Origin of the sequence: Nocardia sp. NPDC060220, from assembly GCF_042727815.1 — a bacterium.
GTDB lineage: Bacteria > Actinomycetota > Actinomycetes > Mycobacteriales > Mycobacteriaceae > Nocardia.
The window spans coordinates 1-2,975 of the sequence record NZ_JBHWZY010000838.1 but is presented as its reverse complement, the minus strand read 5'-3'; the positions used below and the strand labels follow the sequence as shown (position 1 = coordinate 2,975).

Sequence of the window (2,975 nt, the reverse complement as noted above, 5' to 3'; positions counted from 1 at the left end):
GAACCTGGCTTCCTCGAACAACGCGACCAGTTCGTGTGCGCCGTCGTCGTGCAGCACGCCGCTGTCGAAAGCCCGCTCCAGCACTTCCCTCGGCGTATCCGAGATCAACGGCGCCGCGGCACGATCCGCGGCCAACCCGGCCTCCATGGCCACATAGCAGGCGATCACCGCGGTCCGCGGATCCTGACCTGGCGCGTTCATCGCGGCCAGTCCCATCTCGGCGGCCCTGGTCAGCGAGTCGACCGTATTCGAGACCTGCTCCTCGGTCAGTTCCACGCTGTCGACCAGCGGCGCCCGGCCTGCGACGGTGACCCCGACCAGACCGGCCACCGCGATGCCGATCAGCACGATCGCCAGGCCCGCGGCTCCCAGCAACGCCATCCCGCTCAGACGCGACGAGTCGACCGCCGAATCGACCACCTGCACATCGACAGCGGCGGGCGCACCGGGCTGTCCCGCTTGCGCCGGTGTCACCGAGGCCACCGGTGTCGGCTGACGCCGTGCGCCGGGCAAGACGAACAGCATGGTGCTACCGATCGCGAACGTCAGCGCGACGGTACTGAGCGCGATCGGGGCCAGCACCGCGAACCGCGTGAACGACAGACGAACCCGGAGACCGTGTTCGACCGCAGGCATCGCCAACGGCAGCCGATGCTGACTGACAATGACGCCCGCGAGCAAGATCACCACCGATACCAGCAGCAAGACCGGCATCAACGCGACAGCGACCGGCGAAGTCCCACCGGTTTCACTGGGAACAGCGGTCCCAGGTAAACGCCCGTGCAGCGCGATAATCGCCGCGACAATCAGAACGACCGCCGCTACCAGACGACCTATTGGCGCCAATACTTTTCCCACAGACCTACCGCCGAACCCCTGGATGCCACCCGAAATGCCCACATAATGACATTTCCCCCGGCCCTCGGGAACCGACCGCACAAGATTTGGTCGAATTCCCTCAGGGCCCCCGGATTCCTTGTCTCCGACAACATTTCCTACCGCGAGGCAAGGAATATTCGGCCGCGATCATCTCTGCTCGGGGCGTCCCCACACCGTCGGGTCCGGCGGTGGCCAGCCATCCGCCCCCGGGAGCGGAAGGTCTGGCACGGCACTCGATCGATCGGGGCTCGACGAATCGGATATCCGATGCCATCCACCTCGAAGCGGACGTGGCGACGGCGACGGCAGTGTCGCGGAGCTCGGCGGCGCCACGACAGGAGGAGCCGCGACCGGCGGAGGTGCCGGGCGCGGGTGCCGGCCCGGCTCGGTGCGGCGCGACCGCGTCACCCGCACGATCACGAGGACGACGACGATCACGAGCACCGGGACCAGCAGGAGCGCGAGCCACGACAGGTAGCGCACGAGTTGCAAATATCTCGCGGATTCCGGCGGGGGCTCGGGCGTCGGAGCCTGTGCGAGCACGGGACCCACAGCGTCGTGTACGGCGAGAAGGACAGTGCTCACCGGACCCCCTCCCGGAAAACCAAGCGCCGCAATCGGATACCCGACCGGTGTGCACCCCGTCCGTCGCCTCCGCATCGTTTCCGTGACCGGTTTCCCCGATGGCCGCCGCGGCCCGGGGTGTGTCAGTCGGCGAGAAACCGGGCGGCGTTCGCGTGCGCCCATCGATCGAACGTGGTGGCGGGGTGGCCGGTGATGTCTTCGACACTGGTGGTGGGCAGGGATTCCGGCGGCGGGGCGAAATCGAGCAGGACGTTGTCGACATACCAGGCCGAGTTGTCGCCCATGGTGGGTTGCAGCGCGGTGATGGTCTCCTCGCGGGTGGAGGTGCGGAAGGTGATCTCGCGGTCGAGGGCATCGGCGAGGTGCGCGACCAGGTTCGCACGGGTGAGGACCTGTGGGCCCGCGAGGGAGTGCGCGCGGCCGAGGTGACCGTCCTCCAGCAGGGCGGTCGCGGCTACGGCGGCGATGTCGTTCATGGCGATGGGCGCACTGGTGGTGCCGGGGTGCGGCTCGTGAACAGCACCGGTGTCACGGATCTGCTGAGACCACGTCAGGGTGTTCTCCATGAAGTCGGCGGGCCACAGATGAGTCCATGCCAAGCCGCTGCCCTCGACGGCGTTACACACACTGCCCCACCAGCTTTCGGGCTCGCCCGACAGATCCACGACGTGCCGCACCCCGGCTGCCCGCGCCAGCTCGAGGACCTCGGTGACATTGTCCGGCGAAGGTGCGAGATACATCCGGTCGACACCCTCGAACGCCGCGGGCAAGCCGGCCGGTCGCCCCAGATGCCCCCGCGCCACCTGAACACCGGCGGGCAGCGCCGCCTTGGTGGGGTTGATGGTCAGCGCGCGAATGTCGGTCGCACCGCGCGCGATCAGCTGATCCACGACCATGCGCCCGATATTGGCCGTCGCCCCGGTAACCAGGATTGTCATCGGTTTCCCTCCGTCTCGGTTCGTTGGACCACTCGATCCTGCCAACGAAATCCGAGCGGCGCACATGGCAATTTCGGGCGGGATCGCAGGCAGGTTCGCAAGCCCGCGGCGGTCTCCCGACCGATCACGGATCGGCCCACCTACTGGAGGAAAACCTCGGCCTCGCCACTCGAACTCATCGAGTCCGTTCCAAGACCAGACGGACGGCCTTCTCATGAACTTCGAGCGGGTAACGCTTCGTCACGATGGGAACCATCATCCACAAGGAAGAAGCCGCCCCCGACCCGTGATGGTTCAGGGCAGTTCCCGTCTAGCCAGACCGCGTGTCGATCGCATGGCGAATAATGTGACGTGCGGAGTCCCCGGTTACCGAGGACTCGGCCAGTTCGGCGAACAACCGAGCGTAGGTCTCGATCTCCCTCGGTTGAGTAATCGATAGCTCAGCGGTAGGGGTCTCGACCAGCACCAACCGGGAATCGAACATCACGAAGTTGGTTGATTGCATCGGCATCGGAGCCGCTGCTGGGATGACTCCAAGCATCACACGGGGTAACCCCGAGACTGACAACAGAC

The 2,975-nt window shown here is 66.5% G+C and carries 3 protein-coding genes; all 3 read right to left on the bottom strand.

Annotation, left to right across the window (positions count from 1 at the left end):
* Positions 1 to 714 (bottom strand): DUF4129 domain-containing protein (locus ACFWF3_RS30485; RefSeq protein WP_379317136.1); only part of this gene is annotated, 714 nt, incomplete at its 3' end.
* An 872-nt stretch (positions 715 to 1,586) separates the two neighbouring features.
* Positions 1,587 to 2,402, bottom strand: coding sequence for an NAD(P)H-binding protein (locus ACFWF3_RS30480; protein ID WP_379317134.1), 816 nt, complete (start codon positions 2,400 to 2,402; stop codon positions 1,587 to 1,589).
* A gap of 310 nt (positions 2,403 to 2,712) precedes the next feature.
* A partial coding sequence (locus ACFWF3_RS30475; protein WP_379317132.1) for a Scr1 family TA system antitoxin-like transcriptional regulator occupies positions 2,713 to 2,975 on the bottom strand: 263 nt, incomplete at its 5' end.